Annotated in this window: 21 protein-coding genes; 17 read left to right on the forward strand and 4 right to left on the reverse strand. The window is 64.5% G+C overall.

Features of this window, described 5'->3' with window-relative positions; genetic code table 11:
* From ACQ4W7_RS12505 to ACQ4W7_RS12515, 3 genes are read right to left on the reverse strand one after another with little or no spacing between them, the layout of a single operon-like run.
* A complete protein-coding gene (locus tag ACQ4W7_RS12505; RefSeq protein WP_436530816.1) occupies positions 1-1,368 on the reverse strand; it encodes a vWA domain-containing protein in 1,368 nt (455 codons plus the stop codon).
* Positions 1,368-1,982, reverse strand: coding sequence for a TadE/TadG family type IV pilus assembly protein (locus ACQ4W7_RS12510; RefSeq protein WP_436530818.1), 615 nt, complete (start codon positions 1,980-1,982; stop codon positions 1,368-1,370). Before ACQ4W7_RS12510 ends, ACQ4W7_RS12505 begins: the two co-directional genes overlap by 1 nt.
* Positions 1,982-2,470: a TadE/TadG family type IV pilus assembly protein gene (locus ACQ4W7_RS12515; RefSeq protein ID WP_436530820.1), complete on the reverse strand. Its 489-nt coding sequence runs from the start codon at positions 2,468-2,470 to the stop codon at positions 1,982-1,984. The genes ACQ4W7_RS12510 and ACQ4W7_RS12515 overlap by 1 nt, the downstream gene beginning before the upstream one ends.
* A gap of 559 nt (positions 2,471-3,029) precedes the next feature.
* Between ACQ4W7_RS12515 and ACQ4W7_RS12520 the strand changes: the two genes are divergently transcribed.
* The 10 genes from ACQ4W7_RS12520 to ACQ4W7_RS12565 all read left to right on the forward strand — a co-directional run bounded on the left by ACQ4W7_RS12520 (position 3,030) and on the right by ACQ4W7_RS12565 (position 12,048).
* Positions 3,030-3,719, forward strand: a complete 690-nt coding sequence (locus ACQ4W7_RS12520; RefSeq protein WP_436530822.1) for a LuxR C-terminal-related transcriptional regulator — start codon at positions 3,030-3,032, stop codon at positions 3,717-3,719.
* Between the two features lie 204 nt (positions 3,720-3,923).
* Entirely contained in the window at positions 3,924-4,097 is a 174-nt protein-coding gene (locus ACQ4W7_RS12525; RefSeq protein ID WP_071650303.1) for a Flp family type IVb pilin, read from the forward strand.
* A 116-nt stretch (positions 4,098-4,213) separates the two neighbouring features.
* Complete coding sequence (locus tag ACQ4W7_RS12530; protein WP_436530824.1) at positions 4,214-4,774, forward strand: A24 family peptidase; 561 nt, start codon at positions 4,214-4,216, stop codon at positions 4,772-4,774.
* 78 nt (positions 4,775-4,852) lie between these two features.
* Positions 4,853-5,680 (forward strand): Flp pilus assembly protein CpaB, encoded by an 828-nt coding sequence (gene cpaB / locus ACQ4W7_RS12535; protein ID WP_426072420.1) that lies wholly within the window; start codon positions 4,853-4,855, stop codon positions 5,678-5,680.
* A gap of 31 nt (positions 5,681-5,711) precedes the next feature.
* On the forward strand, positions 5,712-7,223 hold the full coding sequence (locus tag ACQ4W7_RS12540; RefSeq protein WP_436530826.1) for a type II and III secretion system protein family protein: 1,512 nt from the start codon (positions 5,712-5,714) through the stop codon (positions 7,221-7,223).
* A gap of 9 nt (positions 7,224-7,232) precedes the next feature.
* Positions 7,233-7,505 (forward strand): hypothetical protein, encoded by a 273-nt coding sequence (locus tag ACQ4W7_RS12545; RefSeq protein ID WP_436530828.1) that lies wholly within the window; start codon positions 7,233-7,235, stop codon positions 7,503-7,505.
* Positions 7,506-7,542: 37 nt separating this feature from the next.
* Positions 7,543-8,703: a CpaE/TadZ family protein gene (locus ACQ4W7_RS12550; RefSeq protein WP_436530830.1), complete on the forward strand. Its 1,161-nt coding sequence runs from the start codon at positions 7,543-7,545 to the stop codon at positions 8,701-8,703.
* 63 nt (positions 8,704-8,766) lie between these two features.
* A complete protein-coding gene (locus ACQ4W7_RS12555) occupies positions 8,767-10,113 on the forward strand; it encodes a TadA family conjugal transfer-associated ATPase (protein WP_436531015.1) in 1,347 nt (448 codons plus the stop codon).
* 6 nt (positions 10,114-10,119) lie between these two features.
* On the forward strand, positions 10,120-11,088 hold the full coding sequence (locus ACQ4W7_RS12560) for a type II secretion system F family protein (RefSeq protein WP_436530832.1): 969 nt from the start codon (positions 10,120-10,122) through the stop codon (positions 11,086-11,088).
* A 27-nt stretch (positions 11,089-11,115) separates the two neighbouring features.
* Positions 11,116-12,048, forward strand: coding sequence for a type II secretion system F family protein (locus ACQ4W7_RS12565; protein WP_436531017.1), 933 nt, complete (start codon positions 11,116-11,118; stop codon positions 12,046-12,048).
* Positions 12,049-12,115: 67 nt separating this feature from the next.
* Here ACQ4W7_RS12565 and ACQ4W7_RS12570 read toward each other — a convergent pair whose 3' ends face one another.
* Positions 12,116-12,898 carry an inositol monophosphatase family protein gene (locus tag ACQ4W7_RS12570; RefSeq protein ID WP_102122498.1) on the reverse strand — a complete coding sequence of 261 codons (783 nt, stop codon included), beginning with the start codon at positions 12,896-12,898 and terminating at the stop codon, positions 12,116-12,118.
* 195 nt (positions 12,899-13,093) lie between these two features.
* Here ACQ4W7_RS12570 and ACQ4W7_RS12575 point away from each other — a divergent pair, with 195 nt between their 5' ends.
* The 7 genes from ACQ4W7_RS12575 to ACQ4W7_RS12605 all read left to right on the forward strand — a co-directional run bounded on the left by ACQ4W7_RS12575 (position 13,094) and on the right by ACQ4W7_RS12605 (position 23,231).
* Positions 13,094-13,858, forward strand: coding sequence for an RNA methyltransferase (locus tag ACQ4W7_RS12575; RefSeq protein WP_436530834.1), 765 nt, complete (start codon positions 13,094-13,096; stop codon positions 13,856-13,858).
* The gene (locus ACQ4W7_RS12580; RefSeq protein WP_436530836.1) at positions 13,855-14,757 is read left to right on the forward strand and encodes a LysR substrate-binding domain-containing protein; all 903 of its coding nucleotides are present in this window, start codon (positions 13,855-13,857) and stop codon (positions 14,755-14,757) included. Before ACQ4W7_RS12575 ends, ACQ4W7_RS12580 begins: the two co-directional genes overlap by 4 nt.
* A 104-nt stretch (positions 14,758-14,861) precedes the next feature.
* Positions 14,862-16,070 (forward strand): MFS transporter, encoded by a 1,209-nt coding sequence (locus ACQ4W7_RS12585; protein ID WP_436530838.1) that lies wholly within the window; start codon positions 14,862-14,864, stop codon positions 16,068-16,070.
* Between the two features lie 86 nt (positions 16,071-16,156).
* Positions 16,157-16,684, forward strand: a complete 528-nt coding sequence (locus ACQ4W7_RS12590; RefSeq protein ID WP_436530840.1) for a hypothetical protein — start codon at positions 16,157-16,159, stop codon at positions 16,682-16,684.
* Positions 16,685-16,691: 7 nt separating this feature from the next.
* Positions 16,692-18,338 carry a GMC family oxidoreductase N-terminal domain-containing protein gene (locus ACQ4W7_RS12595; RefSeq protein ID WP_436530842.1) on the forward strand — a complete coding sequence of 549 codons (1,647 nt, stop codon included), beginning with the start codon at positions 16,692-16,694 and terminating at the stop codon, positions 18,336-18,338.
* Entirely contained in the window at positions 18,335-19,291 is a 957-nt protein-coding gene (locus ACQ4W7_RS12600) for an esterase/lipase family protein (RefSeq protein ID WP_436530844.1), read from the forward strand. Before ACQ4W7_RS12595 ends, ACQ4W7_RS12600 begins: the two co-directional genes overlap by 4 nt.
* A gap of 301 nt (positions 19,292-19,592) precedes the next feature.
* A complete protein-coding gene (locus tag ACQ4W7_RS12605) occupies positions 19,593-23,231 on the forward strand; it encodes an EAL domain-containing protein (RefSeq protein ID WP_436530846.1) in 3,639 nt (1,212 codons plus the stop codon).
* The last annotated feature ends 82 nt before the right edge of the window (positions 23,232-23,313 follow it).

The raw sequence follows: 23,313 nt of genomic DNA on the forward strand, positions 1-23,313 counted from the left end.
TTATTTGGAAATGCGCAGGATGGCCGAGGCGAGCCGGGTAAAGCAGGGGCTCAGCTCGCTTTCGGTGGCCGCGTAGCAATACAGGCCCATGGGTTCCGCCGGTTTGCGGCAAGTCGCTTTCGCATCGGGCGCATTGGCCAGGCAGCGCAGCAAGTCTTCGCCCTTTTCCTTGTCAGGGCCCTCGGGCTTGGTCAGCGAGCCGCCCATGCCCAGGGTAAAGATGAAGATGTCTTCCTGGCGCGCCTTGGCCGCCATCGCTTCGACCAGGTTGCGCGAGGCGCGGTGCACATTGGTCCATCCGCGTTGCGGCGTCGACAGTGAACTGGTGACGACGCGCGGCGCATTGGTCACGATGGGAAATTCCCGCAAGGCCGCCTGGCCGGCCGTGTCGCCGTCGTGGCTGGCGTTGTACCAGTCAGGCAGGCTGGTCACGTCGCCGGCCTTGCAGTCATTGAACGGCCTGAGCTTGTCGCTGGCCGCATCGATCCGGTACAGGCCGTCCACGCCCGTGGCCGAACCCTGGGGCAGGTCGGTCGGGGTGGCGATCGACCCCGCCTTGCGGCAGTTGCCGCTGTCGGCCGGGAAAAAGTGGGAAGAAAACGCGGCCGGCGAGCCATCGGAAAAAAATACGATCACGCGCAGGCTGGAGCGCCGGGAAGCATCTATCTTGCCGAGCTGGTTACGGGCATGCCACATGCCTTCGGCCGAATTGGTGCCGCCGTCGAAATGGTATTGGCCGATGGCGGCGCTGGCGGCGAAGCGGTCGAAGCCGCGGTCGACGGTGCGGATCGGCAAATCGATCTGCGCGCCGCTGGCGAAATGCAGCAGGCCGACCCGGTCCACGCTGGCATTGAATTTGTCGAGGAAAGCGATGCCCGCCGCCTTCACCGCTTCGGCATTGAGCCGGAGGGAGCCGGAGGTATCCATCACCAGCACCATGTCGAGGTCCTTGCGGACGGTTTGCGCGCGTGCCGACACTTCCAGCGTCTTGAAACCGAGCACGCCCATCAGCGAGACGGGCAGCGAGGCCCTGGCCGCCACGTCGACCGTCACGGTGCCGCCGTCGAAATGCACGCCGACCTGATCGAGCGTCGGTGTGGAGAGCAGGAATTTGTCGGGGTAGTTGATGTTGAAGAACTTCTGTGCCGACAGCCGCGCATTGGCCTCCTGCGCGTCGCGGCTGTCGCCGGTGCTCACGCCGCGCGCCGCCGCCAGGCTGGCGGCATCGACAGCCGCATTCAGCTTGGCCTTGACCAGGTAGCCGAGCGCGGAATCGAGCGCCAGTCCTACCGAGCCGATCAGCACGACGGCCGACAGCGCCACCATCACCAATACCTGTCCCGCCTGTTTTTTGTCTGGTGCGCGCATCAGAATACCGTCATTGAATACAGGTCGGGGCCGAGCAGCGGCGCCTTGCCGGCACGCGTATCGATCGTGCCGAACAGCATGTCGAAATGGTAGAACGTCTCCACTGCATAGATCAGTTCGCCATCGGCTAGCTGGCCCTGCATCAGGTCCACGCCCGTCGCCGTGTCGTTCTTGCCGATATTGTCGCAGGCGCCGTTCGCAGCCCAACTGGCGCACTGCCATACCTGGCTGTCCGGCTGGTAGGCGTTGCGCTGCGCGCCCGCGTTCCAGCGGTACTGCTCCAGCACGATATTGCGCACGCTGCCATTCGGGCCGGCGGCGTAGCCCATGATCTTGGTGATGTAGATCATGCCGCGCGCCGACATGTCCAGCGGCGGGGTGGTGGCGGCCAGCGCATTCATGATGCTCTGGCTGGAGCCGCTCAGGTCGGACGTGGCGCGCGCGGACAAGTTGGCGCCTTCGCGGCTGATGTTGAGCAGGATGATCTTGGCCTGGATGGCGCGCGACATGTCGACCACCATGAACAGCAGCAGTGCCAGCAGCGGCAGCACGATGGCAAATTCCACGGCGGCGATGCCGCGCGCACCGCGCCGCGCAGGTAGGCTGCAGCGCATCACAGGCCGCCAAAGCTTTCATTGCGCATGGTGGCGGCCACCACGAAATGCGCCTGACCGTCGTGGAACAGGGCCCTGATCATGGGCGTGGCAAATGCCCAGCGGCAATCGACGGAGATGACGACGATATCGCCGGCCTGGCCGAACATGGCGGCGCCGACCGCAGCGCTGCCGTTGACGGAGATCACGGGGCTGACCTTGTCATACATGCCCATGGAACTGTCGCGTATTTTTTGCATCACGGCCTGGTAGCGCTGCTGGTTGGCGCTGTCAGGATCGAGGTCTTTGGCCCCCGTGACGGCATAGCGCGCGCCTTCGCGTACGGCATGCTGCATGGTCATATTGGCAAAATAGGCCATGCTCAATTCAATGATGCCGATTATCAGCATGAGAAAGACCGGTGCTATCAGGGCCAATTCAACCAGCGTGGTGCCGCCCTGTCCGCTTTGCTTGCGGAATATGCGGGAATCGACCTGTTTTAAACGCATTGGAATAATCCGGTTAAGTTCCGCGATGACGAATGTCGGGCGGCTGGCATTGGGCCATTTGACTGGCGATTATTCTATATCGATTTTCAAGGGCGTGGCCGTCATTTAAATTATTACAGGTCAAGATAATCGTAATTAACTGCGTTATTTCAAGTGTGCCGGCCCCGTCCTTACAGGGCCGGGAGTAATATGCGCGGGTATGAAAACAAGCCTGGTGTCAGGATTGTCCTGCGTGCAGGCAAGGACTTGTTTTGCAAGGTGATTCAACAAAAATGCTGCAACGTAAGCAACAGCAGCGGTGGCAGCAGCGATGGCGCGCCCGCGGCGCGCCCGTACTGGCCACGCTGCCCATCCATCGGCACACGCCCGGCATGCGGCGACCGCCGGCCTGGGGCACGCACCGCGTTTGCGCGTGCCGGACCAAGGCCTCTTCCTTTGTGCCCCCATGACTTCTTTCCCCTGCACGCGGCGGCAGAAGGCGCGCGGACGAGGCAGGCAAGCCGATTCGGATCAACAACATGCCCCCGATGGGAGTGTGCTTCAAGTAAAGAGGTAAAGCATGTCAACAAAAAATGTCATACGCGTCATGCTGGTGTCGGATCACAAGACCTGGCTGTGGGGCTTGGAGCAGTTGCTCGCCGGCGCCCAGCCGGCGATGCAGGTGGTGGCCAGCTCCACCGAGATCGATAGCGCGCTGCTGCTGGCCCGGACCCTGTGTCCCGATGTCATCGTGCTCGACGCCGATCTTGGCTGCGGCGGCGCCTGCGCCATCGATTATCTGCCGGAGCTGCTCGGCAATGGCGTGTCGCGGGCCTTGCTGTTCAGCGGCACGCAGGACCAGGCCGCATGCGGGCGCGCTGTGCGCAGTGGCGCGCGCGCGGTGATGGGCAAGGAAACGCCGGTCAAGCAAATGGTCGACGCCATCGCCCGCCTGCATCAAGGCGAATTGTGCCTCGATCCGGCGCTGCTCGACAGCATGCTGGGAGTGCTGAACAAGCCGGAGGCGGCGCCTGATCCGGAAGAGCAGCGGATCGCTAGGCTGACGCTGAAGGAGCGCAAGATCGTTGCCATGATGGTGGAAGGAAATGGCGCGCTGAACCGCGCGATAGCCCAGCGCGCTTTTATCTCGGAGCAAACCTTGCGTAATCATTTGACATCGATCTACAGCAAGCTCGATGTCACCAACCGCCTGGAATTATATGTGTACGCCACCCGCAACCGGCTGGCCGAGCCCATGCCTGCGGAATGACAGTACATATGTCCTGTTTATGAACAAAAAATTAAGATGGTTTGTACTGCGCATAAAATGACTTTTCTCTGATTCGATTTAATGTTTGTTTATATAAAATACACGCATCAGAAATTGGCAAATAAAAACAAAGATAATGTTTTTATTTTCAGACTGTATTTTCAGTTTTTATAATTTTTAAAATTTGACATGAAAGGGAATAATATGAATTTCATTAAAAACTTTATCGCCGAAGAAGATGGCGTGACTGCCATCGAATATGCGCTGATCGCTGCGCTGGTGGCTGCTGCGCTGGTAACGGCCGTCGGCTATTTCACCACCGGCCTCGATGGCGCCTTCAAGGCGATCGGCACCAAGCTGACGGGCGCGGCGATCTAAGGCGCCTGCCCACCGCGCATCACCCCGGCAGGCCGGCTGCCCATGCGGACCGGCCTGTCGACTTCCCGCCCAACGATGCGCATGCTGTCATGTGCTCGGCTTGCATCAGGTACACGATGGACCCTCATTCTTTCTGGACGTTCAGCCCCGCCATTGTCTTGTGGTGGCTGCTTGCCGCAGCTGTCTGGCATGACGTGCGCCGCCGGCGCATTCCCAACCGCTTGGTGTTTTCCGGCGCCTTGCTTGGCGTGCTGCTCAACAGCCTGGCGCTGCCCGGAGTGACGCCGGCCGGGCCGTGGCTGGCGCTGGTCGGCCTGGCGGTCGGCCTGGGCTTGCTGCTGCCCATGTATGCGATGAAGGCGCTGGGCGCGGGCGACGTCAAGCTGATGGCGATGGTGGGGGCCTTTCTTGGCCCACGCCCCGCCGTGTTTGCGGTGCTGTGCAGTCTGCTTGCTGGCGGCGTGTTGGCGCTGGCCGTCGCCCTGTGCCGGGGCACGCTGCGCCAGGCGATGAGCAATGCCTGGCAATTGCTGCTGCAAGGCTGGCTGCGTGCCGCGGCAGGCGAGCTGCCGCAGGTCGGCGCGTCCGCCGCGCCGAGCGGCAACTTGCCGTACGCGATCGCCATTGCCGTCGGCACCGCCATCTGGCTGGCCCTGGCTGCCGGCGGATATGCATGACGCGCCCGGCACCGAGATGGCCGCGTACGCCCGGAAAACCCTGCGTCATCGGCAGGATCAACATCGAGAGGATAAGTAATGAGAAATAGCCGCGTTGTGATCGTGCTGCTGCTGGCATTGCTGATGGCGGGAGGCGCCGTGCTGGCGGCGGCGCGCTGGATGGCAGGACAAGGCGTGCCGGCCAGCCAGACGGTGATGGTCGCGCTAGTCGATATCGGTGTGGGCGCGAAGGTGACGCCGGCCATGCTGCGCGGCATGGACTGGCCGGCGGGCGCCATGCCGCCGGGGGCGTTTGGCGAGACTGGCGCGCTGGACGGGCGTATCACGCGCACCGCCGTCAGCAGGGGCGAGCCTGTCCTGGAAAGCAAGCTCGCGCCGCCCGGCGCCACCGGTGGCCTGTCGGCCATCGTGGCTGCCGGCAAGCGTGCCATGACCGTGCGCGTGAATGACGTGGTGGGCGTGGCCGGTTTCGCCTTGCCGGGCAATTTCGTCGACATTCTCGTGCATACGCAGGATGACCGCGCCAGGCCGGCGGGCGGCGGGCCGCTGGCCATTTCCAAGATCGTGCTGGAACGCATCCTGGTGCTGGCCGTGGCGCAGGAGTCCGGCCGCGATGACAACAAGCCCAAGGTGGTCAATGCCGTGACCCTGGAGCTGACGCCGGAGCAGGTGGAAAAGCTGGACCTGGCGCGCAGCGTGGGCAGTCTGTCGCTGGTGCTGCGCAACCAGGTCGATCCGGCGCCCGTCAACACGGGCGGCGCTACCAAGGAATCGTTGCTGGAACTGAAGGCGCCGGCGGCCGCGCCGGTGCGCGCGGCGCGGCGCCAAACGGCCCCGGCACGCGCTGCCGCGCGCGACAGCATCACCGTCATCAAGGGCATGGATACCAGCGTCCAGCAATTTTAAAAATCAGCAGGCAAGCGAGCAAGGATGATCGATGAACAAATTTCGTAAGCACGCCTCGAGTGCGGGCATGCGCCTGAGCCTGGCGCTGGGCGGCGTGGCGGCAGGCCTGGCTTTGCCGGGCAGCGCCATCGCGGCGGCGCCGGCCAGGCAGGCCGTCATGTCGCCAGTCGCGGCGCCGGCCATGTCGCTGGGCGCCGATATTGCCCGCCTGGGCGCGCCCGTGCGCATCGCCGTGGGCAAGTCCACCTTGCGCAGCCTGAGCCTGCCGGTGTCGCAGATCGCCGTCAATGATCCGCGGGTGGCCGGCGCCAGGATGCTGGGCTCGTCCAGCCAGCTGTTCGTCTGGGGCCTGGCCCCCGGCAGCACCAACCTGATCCTGTGGGACCGGCAGCAGCGCCCCGTGATCGTCGATATTGAAGTCGAGATCGATGTCGAGGGCTTGCAAGCGCAGCTGGCTTATGTCTTCCCTGGCGAGCGCGCCGTCAAGGCTGGCGCGGCCGGCGGCAGCATCGTGCTGTCGGGGCAGGTGAGCGACAGCGTCAAGGCCAGCCAGATACTGGAGATGGCGCAGGCCTATGCGCAGCGCGGCGCCGGCGAAGCGGCCGCGCCGGCCGACGGCGCCGCCAGTGCGGCCGGTGGCGTCAAGGTCATCAATATGCTATCGATCGCGGCGCCGCAACAGGTCATGCTGGAAGTGAAAATCGCCGAAGTGTCGAAGACCCTGGTCGACCAGCTGGGCGCCAGCGTGGGGATCAGCGGCACGCGTGGCAACTGGACCTACGGCCTGCTGTCGAACCTGCTCAGCGGCAACCCGAGCCAGCTGGGCGCCGTGCACGGCAAGAATGGCAACGGGCTGACGCTGGATGCGCAAAAGCGCGACGGCCTGGTCAAGGTGCTGGCCGAACCGAACATCATGGCCATCAGTGGACAGGAAGCCAGTTTCCTGGCGGGCGGCAAGATTTTCATTCCGGTCGCACAAGACAGCACCACCAACAAGATCACGCTGGAGGAAAAGGAATTCGGCATTGCCGTCAAGTTCACGCCCACCGTGCTGGAAGGCGGACGCATCAATCTGAAGGTGGCGCCGGAAGTGTCGGAGCTGAACCGCGAAGGCATCGGCATCACCACCGGCGGGGGCGCCGCCGCCAATGCGGTGTTGCCGGCATTTACCACGCGGCGCACCACCACCACGGTGCAGCTGTTCGACGGCCAGAGCTTTGCCGTTGGCGGCTTGATCAAGAACAATGTGACGACCAATATCAAGGCCTTGCCCTTCCTGGGCGAGATTCCCGTGCTGGGCGCGCTGTTCCGCAGCAGCGATTTCCAGACCGACCGTACCGAGCTGGTGTTCATCATCACGCCGCACCTGGTCAAGCCACTCGACAGAGCGCTCGATGGCGACATCGTGTTGCCGACTGACGCCTATGTGGCGCCCAGTCGCGGCGAGTTCTTCTTGCAAGGAAAAATGGAAGGCGCCGCCGCGCCACGGCCACGCCAGGAAGCGGCCACGCAGACAGCGCCGGCCGGCCCGGACATTCAATAGGAGCACATCATGCAGCATTCCCTTTTTCTCCCCGTGCTGCTGGCCGCCCTGGCCGTCAGCGGCTGCGCCGCCACCCCGAACCTGGACCGCCAGTTTGGCCACAGCGTCGAGCAACTGCGCTTGCGGCAAGTGCTGTCGCCGCAGGCGGGCGCGAACCGCGACCCCGTGGCCGGCATGGACGGCAAGGCCGCCCATGCCGCCTACACGGCATATCAGAAAAGCTTTGCCGCGCCCGCGCCGCAAGCGGCCGCTTTTACCATCGGCGTCGGGGCGCGCCAGTGAACCTGGCATCGTCATCACAGAACAAGCAAGGCATATCGTGAAAATCGCCATCAATTCCAGGGATGAAAAAACGCTGTCCGAACTGGGGCGGCTGCTGCGCAGCCGCAATCGGCTCGACGAGATCAACACAGGCGGCGAAACGCTCGAACCGCTGCAGGCGGCGCAGTCCCTGCCCGACGTGCTGATCTTCGACCGTCCATCGAACGACGGCGCCGACCTGGCCGCCATCGAGCGCCTCAGCAACCTGCATCCGCGCATGGCCTTCATCGTGCTGTGCCACCATCAGGCGCCTGAATTCCTGCTGCAGGCCATGCGTGCAGGCGTGCGCGACGTGTTGCCGTTTCCCGCCGCGCCGGCCTGCCTGTATGCGGCGCTCGAACGCATCGAGGAAAAGCTGGAGCGGCGCGAGCAAGGCAACGGCAAGGTGCTGGCCTTCATCTCCTGCAAGGGCGGCAGCGGCGCCACCTTCATTGCCAGCAACCTCGGTTATGCGCTGGCCGCCGGCGGCCAGCAGCGCGTTGCCCTGATCGACATGAATTTGCATTTTGGCGATGCCTCGCTCTTCGTTTCCGAGAACAAGCCGCTGGCCACGCTGTCCGACGTCACGCGCGACATCCACCGGCTCGACTCTTCGTTCCTGGGATCGAGCATGCTGCACATCCTGCCCAACTACAGCGTGCTGGCCGCGCCCGAGGACCCGGCCCACGCCAGCGAAGTGGCGCCCGAACACATCGACGCCATCATCAAGCAGGCCAGGCGCCAGTACGATTTCATCGTGCTCGACGTGGGCCGCAACCTTGACGCCGTCAGCGTGCGCGCGCTGGACCACGCCGACATGATTTTTCCTGTCCTGCAGGCGACCTTGCCCTACATCCGCGACGGCAAGCGCCTGCTGGGCATGTTCCGCTCGCTCGAATACGCCAAGGACAAGGTGCATATCATCGTCAACCGTCACGACAAGGGCGGCGAAATCCGCCTGCGCGATCTGGAGGCGGCGTATGGCACGACGGTCTACCGCACCGTGCCGAATCACTACGCCTCGGCGGCCGCCTCGGTCAACCAGGGCGTGCCGATTTTACAGCTCGACAAAGCCAGCCCGATTACCCGCTCGCTGCAGGAATTCGCCGCCAGCCTGGCCGGCGGCGCGGCCAGCACGGCGCGCCAGGGCTGGCTCGGCCGCGTTTTGCGGCGCGCCTGATCCACGCGCTCGATCCACATCCTAGAACAGGAGCATTTCATGGCTAGTTCCCCCATCGCCGTCTTGTCCATCCGCGAACGGCTAGGCAGCGCCAAGATCGCCGCGCTCGCGCCGCAACGCATGGCGGTCATCGACAACCACGGCTACCGTGACCTCAAGCTGCGCATCCATGGGCTGCTGCTCGAACGGGTCGACCTGGAAAGCATGCAGCGCCTGTCGCAGGAGCGCATCCGCGAAGAATTGCGCGGCCTGGTCGAGCGCTTGCTGGAGGAAGAGGCGGTGGTCATCAACGACGCCGAGCGCAAGAGCCTGACGCGCGACATCCAGCACGAGATGCTGGGCTTCGGGCCGCTCGAAACGCTGCTCTCGGATGCCAGCGTGTCGGACATTCTGGTCAATGGCCACAAGCAGGTCTATGTGGAGCGCGCCGGCCGCCTGGAGCTGACCGACGTCAGCTTCGACGATGACGCCCACCTGATGAAAATCATCGACAAGATCGTCTCGCGCGTGGGCCGCCGCATCGATGAATCGAGCCCCATGGTCGATGCGCGCCTGCCCGATGGTTCGCGCGTCAACGCCATCATTCCGCCGCTGGCGATCGACGGCCCGGTGATGTCGATCCGGCGCTTCTCCGTCGACCCGCTGCGCCTGGCCGACCTGGTCGCCTACCAGAGCATGACGGCCGAGATGGCCGAGGTGCTGCAGGGCCTCGGCAAGGCGAAGATGAACATCCTCATTTCCGGCGGCACGGGCAGCGGCAAGACCACCATGCTCAACGTGCTGTCCGGCTTTATCGGCCAGACCGAACGCATCGTGACGGTGGAAGACGCGGCCGAGCTGCAATTGCAGCAGCCGCACGTGGTACGCCTGGAAACGCGCCCCGCCAATATCGAAGGCAAGGGGGAGGTGAGCCAACGCGCGCTGGTGCGCAATGCGCTGCGCATGCGCCCGGACCGCATCATCCTGGGCGAGGTGCGCGGCGCCGAGGCGCTTGACATGCTGGGCGCGATGAACACGGGCCATGAAGGCTCGATGGCGACCATCCACGCCAACACGCCGCGCGACGCCATCACGCGGCTGGAAAACATGATCAGCATGGCGGCGGCCAACCTGCCCAGCAAGGCCATCCGCCAGCAGATCAGCTCGGCCGTGTCGGTGGTGGTGCAAGTGTCGCGCCTGATCGATGGCAAGCGCAAGGTCACGTCGATCCAGGAAATCACGGGCATGGAAGGGGAGGTCATCACGATGCAGGAAATTTTCAGTTTCAGGCAGACCGGCGTGGCCGAGGGCGGCGCGGTGGTCGGGTATTTCTCGGCCAGCGGCATCCGCCCGCGCTTTCTCGAGCGGCTGAATAGCTTTGGCATCGGCGTATCGGGCGCCTTGTTCGAACCTGCCGCGGCGGGACGCTGACCCGCCATGCTTTCTTACCTTGTCTATCTGCTCCTCTTCCTGGCCGTCCTGCTGCTGATGGCTGGCGCCTGGCTGGCGTGGCAAGCGGCGCGCGGGGCGGGCGCGGCGCGAGTGGCGCGGCGCCTGCAGGCCATGTATACGGCCAGCGGCGGCGAACAAGCCCTGTCGATCACCAAGCAGCGCCCACTGAGCACCAATCCGCTGCTGCAAGGCATGTTGGAAGGCTTGCCCGGCGCGCGGCGCCTCGATCAGCTACTGCTGCAGGCGGGCATGCGCTGGCGCGTGGCTGGCTTCCTGGGCTATTGCACGCTGGGCTGGACGGCGGGCCTGCTGGTGGCCAGCGCGCTGCCGCTGCCATGGTATGTGCGCCTTGGCATGAGCGTGGGCGGCGCCGCGCTGCCGTATCTGCTGGTGCGCCGCGCCAGGAGCAAGCGGCTGGTGCGCATCGAGCAGCAACTGCCGGATGCGCTCGACCTGATGGGCCGCGCCATGCGTGCCGGCCATGCCTTTCCGACGGCGCTGAAAATGGTGGGCGAGGAAATGACGGGGCAGCTGGCTGAAGAGTTCCGCGCGGTGTTCGACGAAGTCAGTTTCGGCGTCGCGATGGCCGATGCGCTGGGCAACCTGGCCGCGCGCGTTCCCAGCACGGACTTGCGCTATTTCGTCATCGCCGTGCTGATCCAGCGCGAAACGGGCGGCAACCTGACTGAATTGCTGAGCAGCATCAGCGCCATCATCCGCGATCGCCTGAAATTGCTGGGTCAGGTGCGCGTGCTGTCGGCCGAAGGGCGCATGTCGGCCTGGATTCTGGGTTTGCTGCCGTTTGGCGCGGCGCTGATGATGCACATGATGAATCCGCAGTTTATTGCCGTGCTGTACACGGATGCGGGCGGGCGCAAGATGGTCGGCGTGGCGTTGGGCTTGCTGATGGTTGGCGTGCTCGGCATCAGAAAAATTATCAATATCCGGGTGTGATATGAAAGAAAAGATACGATGAGTAACATGAGTGCGGCGCAGTTGGCTTTGCTGGGCCTGTTGTTCCTGATTGTTTTCGCGCTGGCCCTGCTGATGCTGCGCCTGCTTGCTGGCAATGCGGTGCAGGAGCGGCTGCAGGCGCTGGGCGATGCCGGCGCCGCCGGCGACAGGGAGCGCCTTGCCCGGCGGCGCTGGCTGGTGCACGCCGTCAGCCTGACGCGCCCGCTGGCCAGGTTGTCGCTGCCGGACGAGGGTTGGGAAAGTTCGCCCATCCGCAGCCGCTTCGTCCATGCCGGCTGGCGCAGCCAGGCCGCGCCCGCGCTGTTTTACGCGGCCAAGACCGGCTTGTTCGTGGGCTTGCCGCTGCTGGTGTACTTTCTGCTGCGCCAAGGCGGGCACAATTTGCCGTTGTGGCTGGTCGCGGCCGCCGCCCTCGGCTATTACCTGCCCAATGTCTGGCTGTCGCGCTGCGTGAAACAGCGTCAGCGCGAAGTGTTCGAGACCTTTCCCGATGCGCTGGACCTGATGACGGTGTGTGTCGAAGCGGGGTTGGCGATGGATGCGGCCCTGGCGCGCGTGGCGCAGGAAATCGGGCTGAAAAGCGCGGTCCTGGCCGAAGAGCTGCAACTGGTGACGCTGGAGCTGCGCGCCGGCAGCGCCAAGGACAAGGCCTTGCGCAACCTGGCCCTGCGCACCGGGGTGGAGGATGTGGATGCGCTGGTGACCCTGCTGATCCAGGCCGAGCGCTTCGGCACGAGTATAGCCGCGTCGCTGCGCGTGCAGTCCGACCAGCTGCGCACCAAGCGGCGCCAGCGCGCCGAAGAAACGGCGGCCAGGATCGCCCTCAAACTGCTGTTTCCGCTGATCTTTTTCATCTTTCCATCGTTGATGGTAGTACTGATGGGGCCGGCGTTCCTGCAGATTTACCGCGTGCTGCTGCCGGCCATGCGTGGCAACTGAAGGGACCAAAAAAAAGCTGCCGGAGGAAACTCCGGCAGCTTTTTTTACCTCAGAGCGCGCCTGGCAATCAGGCGAATGGCGTCAGCAGGGTAATCATCTGGCCAAAGATCTTCGGGCTGGCGGCGATGACGTCGCCCTTGTACAGGTAGTCCGATTCGCCGGAAAATTCACCGACGATACCGCCCGATTCCGTGATCATCAGGGCGCCTGCGGCGATATCCCAAGGCTTCAAGCCTTTTTCGTAGAAGCCGTCCAGGCGGCCGCAAGCGACGTAGGCCAGGTCCAGTGCGGCCGAGCCGGCGCAGCGTACGCCCTGGCTGCGTTCGCCCATGATCGCGTACATTTTCAGGTATTCGTCCAGCGCGCGGGCGCTGCCGGCCACGTAGCCGGTGCCCAGCAGGGCGTTCGAGATGCGGTCCAGCTTGGTGACGCGGATGCGTTTTTCGTTCAGGTAGGCGCCGGCGCCCTTGGTGGCCGTGAACAGGTCGTTGCGGACCGGGTCGTAGATGACCGCTTGCGTGACGACGCCGCGATGCGCGAGGGCGATCGAGATGCAGTATTGCGGGAAGCCGTGGATAAAGTTGGTGGTGCCATCGATCGGGTCGATGATCCACTGATATTCATTCTCGTCGTGCGAGTTGGCGGAAGCTCCCGATTCCTCAGCCAGGAACGCGTGGTCCGGGTAGGCTTTGGACAGCACCTCGATGATGGCTTGTTCGGCCGCTTGGTCGACGTCGGTGACGAAATCGTTATGTTGTTTTTCCGTGACGACGACGCGGTCGAGGTCAAAAGAGGCGCGATTGATGACGGCGGCGCCGCGGCGGGCGGCTTTGATCGCCGTGTTGAGCATTGGGTGCATGTGAGCTTCCGTTAAAAGCACGCGACCGCCCAAGGTCGCCTTGCGGCGCCGGTACGATAGAGTGCAAGAATGAATTAAAGAGCGGAGCGGTGCCGAAGTGGTTAAAATCCCGGCCTGGAGTCAGCGTTTTGTGACTCCGTTTCCCGAAATTTCCTGTATCGATACCGCGCAATAGCGCTATTTTAAATGAATCTGCCCGAAATCAACACGTCTCTTTTCAAACGCCTGCGATTTATTCTTGTCGAAACTAGTCGTCCTGGCAACATTGGCGGCGTCGCGCGCGCCATGAAAACGATGGGTTTTTCCGATCTGGTGCTGGTCAACCCTCGTTTCCCCGATGCCTTGACGGACGCGGAAGCGGTGGCCTTTGCCAGCGGCGCGCAGGATATTCTGTCTGGCGCGCGCATCGTCGGCTCGATTGCCGAGGCGCTCGAAGGCTGCAATTACGCGGCGGCCGTGTCGGCCAGATTGCGCGAATTTTCGCCGCCCGTTACCGCCCCGCGCGCCATCGCCAGCCAGCTGGCCGCCAGCGCAGACTTGCACGCGGCCGTCATCTTCGGCAACGAGCGCTTTGGCTTGCCCAACGAGATCGTCGAGCAGTGCAATGTGCTGATCAACATCCCCGCCAATCCCGCGTATTCCTCACTGAACCTGTCGCAGGCGGCGCAGGTCGTCGCTTATGAATGCCGCGTGGCGGCCCTCGGCGATGCGCAGGCGGCCAGTCCCGTCGGTTTCCACGGCGACGCGGCCAGCCTGACGCAGGTCGACGGCATGTATGCGCATCTTGAGCAGGCGCTGGTGGCCATCGATTTCCTCGATGCCGACAATCCGAAAAAGCTCATGCCGCGCCTGAAGCGCCTGTTTTCGCGCACGGGGTTGGAAACGGAAGAGGTCAATATCTTGCGCGGCATCGCCCGGCATATCCTGGCGGTGGCGAAAAAAGGCCCATGATAGAGACCCGGCTGCTGCGCCAGTTCATCGCCGTCGCCGAGGAACTCAATTTTCGCCGCGCGGCCGAACGGCTGCACATGGCGCAGCCGCCGTTGTCGCAGGCGATCCTGCGGCTGGAGGAGGCGCTCGGCTACCCTGTTTTCGAGCGCACCAACCGCAAGGTCAGTCTGACGCCGGCCGGCAGCACTTTTCTGACTACGGCGCGCCAAGTGCTGGCCAGCCTGGAAGAGGGCGTGGCGGCCACGCGCCGCGTGGCGCAGGGCATCGAGGGGCACTTGCGCCTGAGTTTCATCCACATCACGCCGTATGCCCACGTATTGCAAGCCTTGCGCGCTTTCCGCGCCGCCTCGCCCGCCGTGCAATTCACCTTGCGCGAAGCGTCGACGCAGCAACAGGCCGAGTGGCTGGAGCAGGGCGAGGTCGATATCGCCCTGCTGCGCGCGCCGGGGCGCAGCACGCCAGGCTTGCATTTCGAGCGCCTGTCCGGCGAAGACATTGTGGTGGCACTGCCGTCCGACCACCGCTGTGCGGCGCAGGTAAGCGTGGACCTGGCGGACCTGGCCTTTGATGATTTCGTCGCCTCGCCGCGCGACTTGGGTCAGGGTTTCCATGACCAGCTGGCCAGCCTGTGCCTGCATGCGGGCTTCGTGCCGCACGTGGTGCAGCAGGCGCGCCGCCTGCAAACGGTGCTGGGCCTGGTGACGGCCGGTTTCGGCGTGGCCCTGCTGCCGGCCAGCCTGGCCGTGTGCATGCCCGCCGGTGTCGTCATGCTCCCGCTGCAAAGTGATGCGCCCGAGGCCTTGCGCCAGCTCGACCTGTACATGGCGTGGGACCCGCAGCGCCATTCTGCCGTGCGCGAGCGCCTGCTGGCGCAGCTGCGGCACTTCGGCCCTCAGTGAGACCTTAGATTGAGACGTCAAGCGTCTCGTTTTAAGATAAATAAGATATTTTACAGATGGCGGCCCAGGGGCCAGCATGGCGTTTTGCCTGTCCTGGAATCGCCATGTCCTTAGCTTCTACTTCTGCCGCACCGCGCGCCGCCACCGCGCTGCCGCCTGCCATTTATCTGCTCTCCCTGTGCAGCTTTGCCTTCGGCCTGTGCGAATTCATCGCCGCCGGCCTGTTGTCCCCCATGGCGCGCGACTTGCACGCCAGCGTGGCCGCCGCCGGTGGCGCCATCGCCGCGTATGCGCTGGGGGCGGCCATCGGCGCGCCCGTGCTGACGGCCATGCTGGCGCGCCGGCCTACGCGCCAAGTGCTGCTGGCGACGATGGCCGTGCTGGCGGCGGGCAGCGTGGCGATGGCGGCGGCGCCAGCCTTGGGCGCGCTGCTGGGCGTGCGCTTTGTCGTCGGCCTCGCGCATGGCGTGTTCATGGCCGTGGCCTCGCATGCGGCCACCAGCCTGGTCGACCCTTCCCGCGCGGGCCGCGCCCTGTCCATCGTCTGGCTGGGCCTGACCCTGGCGCTGGCCGGCGGCGTGCCGCTGGGGACCTGGCTGGGCGCCGTCTCGTCGTGGCGCTGGGTATTCGCCGCCATCGGCGTGCTGGCCCTGTGCGGCGGCGCCGGCTTGCGCTTCGCCATGCCGACCGTGCGCCAGCAGGGCGCCGCCGTATCGGCCCTGGCCAGCCTGCGCGCCATCGTGCAGCCGCCCCTGTTGCTGGCGGCCGGCGTGGCGGCGCTGGTCAGCGTGGCCACCTTCAGCTTTTTCACATATCTCTCTCCCTTCCTGCTGCAACTGAGCGGACTCGATGCGGGCTGGCTGGGCGCCGCCATGCTGTGTTTTGGCGCGTGCGCCATCGGCGGCAACTTGCTGGGCGGGCATTGTGCCGATGGCGCACGCGCAGACCGTTCGGCCATGCTGGCCCTGGCCGCGCTGGGGCTCAATCTGCTGGGGTTTTATATGCTGCGCGCCCAGCCCCTGGCCATGCTGGCCCTGTGCGGCACTTTGGGCTTGCTGTTCTTTGCTCTTGTCACACTGTCGACCATGCGTTTGCTAAGCCTGGCGCAGCAGCATTGCCCGGGCAGCGACGCAGTGGCGGCGGGGCTCAGTATCGCCGCCTTCAATGCGGGCACGGCCGCCGGCGGTGCGCTGGGCGGCGTGCTCATCGTCGCCATCGGCTTGCCCAGTATCGCCATCGGCGGCGCGCTGGCGGCGCTGCTGGCCATGCTGCTGCTGTGGTTTCAGTCGCAAAAACTAGACGCGCCGCTCTAGTTTTTGCGCGCGGAGCGCCGCTTCCTTTGGCGTACACTGGCTTACAAAAGGCCGTACAAAACAAGGGGAGACATGGCAATGGAGACATGCTGATGCGACGCAGATCGTTTCTGAAACTGGGCTTGCTGGGCGCCTGCGCGCTGGCGGCCGGCGGCGCCGCGTACCGCCTGGTGCGCGGACCGGCGGCGCCTGGCCGCTTCGTGCTCGATGGCGCGGCGCGCGCGGCGCTGTCGGCCATCGTGCCGGCCATGCTGGGCGAGGCCTTGCCACAGGGGGGCGATGCGCGCAGCGAGGCGCTCGATGGCGCCATCGCCGGCGTGGACACGGCCATCCGTGGCTTGCCACTGGCGGCGCAGCAGGAAGTGCAGGACCTGTTTGGCCTGCTGGCGCTGGCGCCCGCGCGGCGCTTTGTCGCCGGCGTGCATGGCGGCTGGCGCGAAGCCGATCCCGCCCAGGTGGCCGCCTTTTTGCAGTCGTGGCGTACGCACCGCCTGGCGACATTGCAGACGGCCTATCTGGCCCTGCATGATTTGATCCTCGGCGCCTGGTATGCCGATGCCGCCCACTGGGCCGCCATCGGCTATCCGGGACCGCTGCCCGAACTGAGCGCATAAGGCATCCATGAGCACATCCCCCATACCCGACCCCATCGCCATCGGCGTGGCCGGAGGCTGGAACGTCACCGACGCCAGCACCCTGACCGCCGACCGCAGCTTCGAAGCGGATGTCGTTGTCATCGGCAGCGGCGCCGGCGGCGGCGTGACGGCGGAAATCCTTGCGCTGGCCGGCCTGAAGGTGCTGATCGTCGAAGAGGGCGGCTTGAAGTCCTCGAAAGACTTCAAGATGCGCGAAGCGGACGCCTATCCCGCGCTGTACCAGGAATCGGCCGCGCGCAAGACGCGCGACAAGGCGATCAATATTTTGCAGGGGCGCACGGTGGGCGGTTCGACCACCGTCAACTGGACCTCGAGTTTTCGCACGCCGCCGGGCACCCTGGACTACTGGCGCCAGCATTTTGGTTTGTCCGGCTACTCCGTGGACGCCATGGCGCCGTGGTTCGCCATGATGGAAAAACGCCTGCACGTGAGCGACTGGGCCGCGCCGCCGAACGAAAACAACGATTTGCTGCGCCGCGGCGCCACGGCGCTGGGCATACCCACCGCCGCCATCCGGCGCAATGTGAACGGCTGCTGGAACCTCGGCTACTGCGGCATGGGCTGTCCGACGAACGCCAAGCAGTCGATGCTGGTAACGACGATTCCTGCGGCGCTGGCGCTGGGTGCGGGCCTGCTCGTGCATGCGCGCGCCCAGCGTTTCCTCTTCAAGGGCGAGCGCATCGACAGCCTGCAGGTGACGGCGCTCGACGCCGCCGGGCAGGCGCCCACGGGCGTGCGCCTCACGCTGCGCGCCAAACATTTTGTGCTGGCAGGCGGCGCTATCAACTCGCCGGCCCTGTTGCTGCGCTCGCAGGCGCCCGATCCGCACGGCTTGCTGGGCCGGCGCACCTTTTTGCATCCGACGGTGATCTCGGCGGGCCTGTTCAAGCAGCGCGTCGACGCCTACGCGGGCGCGCCGCAGACGATCTATTCCGACCATTTCCTGCACACGGCGCCCATCGATGGCCCTATCGGCTACAAGCTCGAAGCGCCGCCCCTGCATCCGCTGCTGATGGCCACCACCATGGGAGGCTTCGGTGATGAGCATGCGCGCACCATGCGCGAATTCCCCCATGCGCACGGCTTGCTGGCGCTGTTGCGCGACGGCTTTCACCACGATTCGGCGGGCGGCAGCGTATCTCTCGACAGTTTCGGCGCGCCCGTGCTCGACTATCCGCTCACGCCCTTCATCTGGGACGGCGTGCGGCGCGCGCTGCTGTCGATGGCGGAAATACAGTTTGCAGCCGGCGCCAAGAGCGTGTATCCCGTGCACGAGCTGGCCAGCCACTATACGAGCTGGGCGCAGGCGAAGCAGGCCATCGGCGATTTGCCGATGAAGGCCTTGCTGGCGCGCGTGGTGTCGGCCCACGTGATGGGCGGCTGCGCCATGTCGGACGATGCGCGCCTGGGCGTGACGGGTGCCGATGGCCGCTACCACGGCGTGCGCAACCTGTCGGTGCACGACGGCTCGCTGTTCCCTACCTCGATCGGCGCCAATCCGCAACTGACGATTTATGCGCTGGCCGCGCGCCTGGCCAGCGGCCTGGCGCAAGCGGTGACGGGCAAGCCAGCCCCCGTGCCCATGCCAGCCGCCGCCCCAGCCGCCGCATGATCGCGCGCATCCTCAAGTGGTTGCTGCTGCTGCAGGTGCTGGCCGTGCTGGGGTTTGCCTACCTGGCCATGCAGGCGTGGGGCGTCGCTTCGCCCGTCATGGCCCTGCTGTTGGCGGTCGTCATGCTGCTGGCGATGCGCGCGCTGATCGTGGCGCGCAATTTCTGGCAGAGCCGGAGTTTGGGCAGCGTCGTGCCACAGGAATATCAGTTGGGTATCGGGGGCGCCGCGCGCCTGTTCCTGGGCGAGTTGCGCGCCACCCTGTGGACCTCGTCGTGGGGCATGCTGCGACCGCGTTTGCATGCGGCCGACACCAGCACCGGCCAGAGTCTGCCGGTGCTGCTGGTGCACGGCTATGTGTGCAACGGCGGCTACTGGACAAAGCTGAGCCGGCAGCTGGCGCAGGCGGGTATCGTGCACAAGGCGATTGACCTGGAGCCGCTCGATGCCGATATCGATAGCTACGTGACGCAAGTGGAGCGGGCGCTGGACGTGCTGTGCACGCTCACGGGCAAGCCGCAAGCCATCATCGTTGCCCACAGCATGGGCGGCCTGGTAGCGCGCGCCTGGCTGCGCCATTACGGCGCAGCCCGCGTGGCGCGCATCTTCACTATCGGCACGCCGCACCACGGTACGGTGTTGGCCAACCTGGCGGCGGGCGCCAATGCGCGCCAGATGAGCCGTATCAATGGCGCACCAAGCGCCTGGCTGGCGCAGTTGGCCGCCAGCGAGACGCCGGAAACGCGCGCCCTGATCACGTCGATGTATTCGCATCACGATAATATTGTCGCACCGCAAACTTCCGCCCACTTGCCCGGCGCGCGCAATCTGGCCTTCGGCGGTATCGGCCACGTGGCGCTGGCCAGCGATCCGCGCGTGCTGCGTCAGCTGGTAGCGGAAATTACTATCAAGGTCGAAGCCGTCCAGCCACCGTCTTGCCCCCATTTTTCCTGAATCCTGTTGTGTTTTGTCTGCATGGCAAGACTGTCTCTTTTGACTCTGCTGTTGCTCAGGTTTAACAGGTACAGGCTCAGAAAATGCTGTTTTCCACTGGCGTCCTGTATTAAGCTAGCATCATGAAGGTGACGGCCAGCAATGATTGCCGAGGCCGTATGTGCCGCGCCATGCGCATCCGCATGCGAGATATTTGCGGCGATGCATGGCAGAATGTTGTAGGATCAGCATGTTGCCGCGCAAGCGGAGAGTTGGGTGCAGGCAGAAAATGAGTCCATGCAGTTTTCATTGGGGGTGCTAATTGTCCGCACGTATCCTGATTATTGAAGATAACGCCACCAATATGGAATTGATGGTGTATCTGTTGCGTGCCTTCGGGTACACGCCGCTGGCCGCCTATGACGGCGAAGAGGGCGTGCGCATGGCGCGCAGCGAATTGCCGGACCTGATCATCTGCGACGTGCATTTGCCCAAGCTCGATGGCTATGGCGTAGTGGCCGAGCTGAAGAAAGACCCGCTGCTGCGCAACATCCCGGCCCTGGCCGTGACGGCGCTGGCCATGGTGGGCGACCGCGAACGCCTGCTCGAAGCGGGTTTCAATGGCTATATCGGCAAGCCGATCGAGCCGGACCTGTTTGTGGCGGAGCTGGAATCTTTTTTACCCGGGGCGCCGTCGACGCCAGTTAAAAACGACATAGCGACCATATTGATCGTTGACGATCATGTGCTGAACCGCGAGTTCCTGACCGCACTGCTGGGCTACGGCGGCCACCGCCTGCTCGAGGCGGCGAATGGTGCAGACGCGCTGGAAGTGTTGCGTACCGAGCGGCCGGACCTGATCATCTCCGACATCCTCATGCCGAACATGGACGGCTACGAATTCGTCACGCGCGTGCATGCCGACCCTGCGCTGGCCAACGTGCCCATCATCTTTTATACGGCCACCTACCGCGAGCAGGAAGCGATCTTGCTGGCGCAGGCGTGCGGCGTGCGCTGGGTGTTGCCCAAGCCGTCCGACCCCGAGGTCATCGTGCGCACGGTCAACGAGGCGCTGGGACTGATGCCGGCAGCCTCCCAGTTGCCCGCCGTGCCGGGCGCGGGCGGCAGTACGACCCCTCCCGCCACTGGCCAACTGGCCGGCATCGAGCACCAGGTCAGCGGCTATCTCGACGAACTCGAGTCCAGCAGCCAGCAGATTTCGCAACTGGCCAGCCAGCGCGAGGGCCAGGCCGCCATCCCCGAAGACCTGGCCATCATGACGGAGCGCCTGTCGCGCTCTCTGTCGAGCCTGCAGGCGGTGAGCCTGCGCCTGACGGCCCTGATCGAGCTGGGCATCGAGCTGGGCGCAGAACGCGATCCGCGCGCCTTGATCGAGGCAGGCTGCAAGGTGGCGCAGAATATCTGCGTCTCCAAGTACGCCTGTATTGGCGTGCTGGAAGCGGGCGCCGAAAAGCTTAGTTATTTTTCCTCCTGCGGTGCAGAGAAAAACCTCGAGCGCATTGCCAGCGCGCCGCGCACGGGCATCCTGAACCGCTTGCTGGAGCAGCGCCAGCCCTACCGTGTCAATGGCCTGAAAGGTGACCCCGGTGCACTGGGCCTGCCCGACACCCATCCACCCGTGCACTCCTTCCTGGGCGTCGCCATCGCCTCGCGCGAGCGCAGCCACGGCTGGTTGTACCTGGTCGACAAGCTGGGGGCGAACGAGTTTTCCGAAGTCGACGAGCGGGTGGCCGCCACGGTGGCGGCGCAGATCGCCGTCGCCTACGACAACCTGCTGCTGTACGACGAAATCAAGCGCCACCACGAGCAGCTGACCCTGGACATGGCGGAGCGTATCCGCCTCGATGAAGACTTGCGCCGCTTTCGCCTGGCGATGGATGCCACGGCCGACGCGATTTTCCTCGTCGACCGCGCCGGCATGTGCTTCGTCGATGTCAACCAGACTGCCTGCCGTATGCTGGGCTTTGAACGCGAGGATTTCCTGCGCGTGGGGCCGGGGCGCGCGAACGAGGGCGAGACCCAGCTGGAAGATCTGTACAACAAGCTGCTGGCGGGCGATCAAGGCGCTCCGATAACGGAATTGCAGCTGCAGCGCAAGGATGGTTCGCCACTGTCGGTGGAAGTGCAACGGCGCACCTTGCGCTCGGGCGAGAGCTGGATTCTGGTGGCCGTGGCGCGTGACATCACCGAGCGCAAGGATGCCGAGCAGCGCCTGATGAAGCTGGCCCATTTCGACACCTTGACAGGCTTGCCGAACCGCAGCCAGTTTTACGCCTCGCTGACACATTCGCTGGCCCAGGCGGCCGAACACCAATGGGCCGTGGCCGTGCTGTTCATGGACATCGACCGCTTCAAGAATATCAACGACACCCTGGGCCATACCCTCGGCGACGACCTGCTGCGCCAGTTTTCCAGTCGCCTGGTTGATTGCCTGCGCGTGCGCGATACCATCGGCCGCTTTGGCGGCGATGAGTTTGCCACCATCCTGGTGCTGCCCGAGGGTGCCCAGCATGCCGTGGGCGTGGTCGACAAGATCCGCGAAGCGATGCGCAAGCCCTTCGACTTGCTGGGGCACGAGGTGACGGTGACAGTCAGTATCGGCATTTCAGTGTTCCCCGAAGACGGCGTCGATGCGGACACGCTGATTCAATACGCCGACACGGCCATGTACCGCGCCAAGGAGGCCGGGCGCGATGCCTTCCGCTTCTTCACGGCGGAAATGAATGCGCAATCGATGGCGCGGCTGGACCTGGAAAATGCCCTGCGGCGCGCCATCGACAACGAGGAATTCGTGCTGTTTTTCCAGCCCAAGGTGAATATCATCTCGGGACGCATCAGCGGCGCCGAGGCGCTGATACGCTGGCGCCGCCCCGGCCTCGGCATGGTTTCGCCGGCCCTGTTCATCCCCCTGCTGGAAGAAACGGGGCTGATCGTACGGGTCGGTAACTGGGTGCTTGACGAGGCCTGCAAGAAGATCAGCGAGTGGGGCGCCAGCAGCATCGGTCCCGTGCACCTGTCCGTGAATGTGTCGGGCATCCAGTTTTTCGTCGGCGGCTTGGAAGAAGAGGTGCTCAGGGCGATCAGCAAGTACGATATCGCGCCCGACCTGCTGGAACTGGAGCTGACGGAAAGCTCGCTGATGTCGAACGCCGAGGAAACCATCGCCGTGCTGCGCAACCTGAAGGCGCTGGGCATCCAGATTTCCATCGACGATTTCGGCACCGGCTATTCCAGCCTGGCCTATCTGAAGCGCTTCCCCATCGACAAGCTGAAGATCGACATCGCCTTCGTGCGCGAAGTGACCAGCAATCCGGATGACGCGGCCATCGTGCTGGCCATCATCAGCATGGCGCACAGCATGAAGCTGGAAGTGATCGCCGAAGGCGTGGAAAACGATGCGCAACTGGCCTACCTGCGGCGCCACGGCTGCGACGAGATGCAGGGCTATTATTTCAGCCGCCCCGTGCCGCAGGACGAATTCGAGCAGATGCTGATGAAAGGCAAGCAGCTGCAAGCGCCCCAGGAGGCCGATGGCGAAGAGCAGCAGACTTTGCTGATCGTCGACGACGATGTCTTCATGCTCGACGTACTCAGCGACTTCCTGGCGCAGGACGGCTACCGCATCCTCACGGCGCAGACGGCCGCCGAGGGTTTCGACATCCTGGCGCGCCACAAGGTGCAGGTGATTCTGTGCGACCAGTGCATGCCGCTCATGAGCGGCACCGAATTCATGGAGCGGGTCAAGCACCTGTGCCCCGACACCTTCCGCATCATGTTGTCCGCCTTTGCCGACCTGACCCCCATCATGGCGGCCATCAATCGTGGCGCCATCGACCGTTTCTATACCAAGCCGTGGAAAGGCGCCGTGCTGCGCGAGAATATCCGCGAAGGCTTCCGCCTGCACAAACTGCTGCATGGCCCGGTGAAAGTGGCGGCCTAGGTGCTTGCCACTGCGTGCGCCAGCGCACGTTTAGAAGCAGCTTTCTATCGAATTAGACTCCCGTCTCTAGTTTTGCTCTCTA

The organism is Janthinobacterium algoris (assembly GCF_051380935.1).
In the GTDB taxonomy this organism is placed as follows: Bacteria; Pseudomonadota; Gammaproteobacteria; order Burkholderiales; family Burkholderiaceae_D; genus Janthinobacterium.

Coding starts and splice junctions, on each gene's coding strand:
- ACQ4W7_RS12505 (WP_436530816.1), bottom strand. CDS start 1,368: ATGCGCGCACCAGACAAAAAACAGGCGGGACAGGTATTGGTGATGGTG.
- ACQ4W7_RS12510 (WP_436530818.1), bottom strand. CDS start 1,982: ATGCGCTGCAGCCTACCTGCGCGGCGCGGTGCGCGCGGCATCGCCGCC.
- ACQ4W7_RS12515 (WP_436530820.1), bottom strand. CDS start 2,470: ATGCGTTTAAAACAGGTCGATTCCCGCATATTCCGCAAGCAAAGCGGA.
- ACQ4W7_RS12520 (WP_436530822.1), top strand. CDS start 3,030: ATGTCAACAAAAAATGTCATACGCGTCATGCTGGTGTCGGATCACAAG.
- ACQ4W7_RS12525 (WP_071650303.1), top strand. CDS start 3,924: ATGAATTTCATTAAAAACTTTATCGCCGAAGAAGATGGCGTGACTGCC.
- ACQ4W7_RS12530 (WP_436530824.1), top strand. CDS start 4,214: ATGGACCCTCATTCTTTCTGGACGTTCAGCCCCGCCATTGTCTTGTGG.
- cpaB (WP_426072420.1), top strand. CDS start 4,853: ATGAGAAATAGCCGCGTTGTGATCGTGCTGCTGCTGGCATTGCTGATG.
- ACQ4W7_RS12540 (WP_436530826.1), top strand. CDS start 5,712: ATGAACAAATTTCGTAAGCACGCCTCGAGTGCGGGCATGCGCCTGAGC.
- ACQ4W7_RS12545 (WP_436530828.1), top strand. CDS start 7,233: ATGCAGCATTCCCTTTTTCTCCCCGTGCTGCTGGCCGCCCTGGCCGTC.
- ACQ4W7_RS12560 (WP_436530832.1), top strand. CDS start 10,120: ATGCTTTCTTACCTTGTCTATCTGCTCCTCTTCCTGGCCGTCCTGCTG.
- ACQ4W7_RS12565 (WP_436531017.1), top strand. CDS start 11,116: ATGAGTGCGGCGCAGTTGGCTTTGCTGGGCCTGTTGTTCCTGATTGTT.
- ACQ4W7_RS12570 (WP_102122498.1), bottom strand. CDS start 12,898: ATGCTCAACACGGCGATCAAAGCCGCCCGCCGCGGCGCCGCCGTCATC.
- ACQ4W7_RS12575 (WP_436530834.1), top strand. CDS start 13,094: ATGAATCTGCCCGAAATCAACACGTCTCTTTTCAAACGCCTGCGATTT.
- ACQ4W7_RS12580 (WP_436530836.1), top strand. CDS start 13,855: ATGATAGAGACCCGGCTGCTGCGCCAGTTCATCGCCGTCGCCGAGGAA.
- ACQ4W7_RS12585 (WP_436530838.1), top strand. CDS start 14,862: ATGTCCTTAGCTTCTACTTCTGCCGCACCGCGCGCCGCCACCGCGCTG.
- ACQ4W7_RS12590 (WP_436530840.1), top strand. CDS start 16,157: ATGCTGATGCGACGCAGATCGTTTCTGAAACTGGGCTTGCTGGGCGCC.
- ACQ4W7_RS12595 (WP_436530842.1), top strand. CDS start 16,692: ATGAGCACATCCCCCATACCCGACCCCATCGCCATCGGCGTGGCCGGA.
- ACQ4W7_RS12600 (WP_436530844.1), top strand. CDS start 18,335: ATGATCGCGCGCATCCTCAAGTGGTTGCTGCTGCTGCAGGTGCTGGCC.